Here is a 433-nt window from a genome sequence, read left to right as displayed (position 1 = left end):
AGCATCTCACGCATCGCGAATTGGAACTATTACAGCGCTGTCTCTAAATGGCGTAAATAAATCAATACCCCAATCTTTTTGTCTGCCTTTCATATCGACTACTAAACGCTCGGCCGTTTTTTTACCTACACAGGGTAATTTAACAAGCGATGTTGAGTCTTGATTATTTACACATCTTACAAATTGCTTTGCCGCCATGCCCGATAAAATAGCTAAACCAAGTTTTGGCACTACCCCATTTGCTTTTAATTGCTCTCTAAACAATGCACGCTCAACTTTATTATTAAAAACAAATAACATTTGAGCATCTTCACGTACTACAAAGTGAGTATAAACAATCGAGTTTTCTCCAATTTTTGGTAAATCGTAAAAACACGTCATTGGCATTTGAACTTCCTAACCGACACCACTTACTTCAAGTAATATTTCTGGT

At 37.0% G+C, this 433-nt stretch carries 1 pseudogene; it reads right to left on the bottom strand.

Going from position 1 to position 433, the window contains the following annotated elements:
* Positions 1–9: 9 nt before the first annotated feature.
* Positions 10–433, bottom strand: a pseudogene (ruvA, locus tag CWB66_RS21650) (Holliday junction branch migration protein RuvA); the annotation flags it as partial.

Origin of the sequence: Pseudoalteromonas sp. S558 (genome assembly GCF_005886635.1) — a bacterium.
GTDB classification, from domain to species: domain Bacteria; phylum Pseudomonadota; class Gammaproteobacteria; order Enterobacterales; family Alteromonadaceae; genus Pseudoalteromonas; species Pseudoalteromonas aliena.
This window is presented reverse-complemented; position numbering and strand designations above follow the sequence as displayed.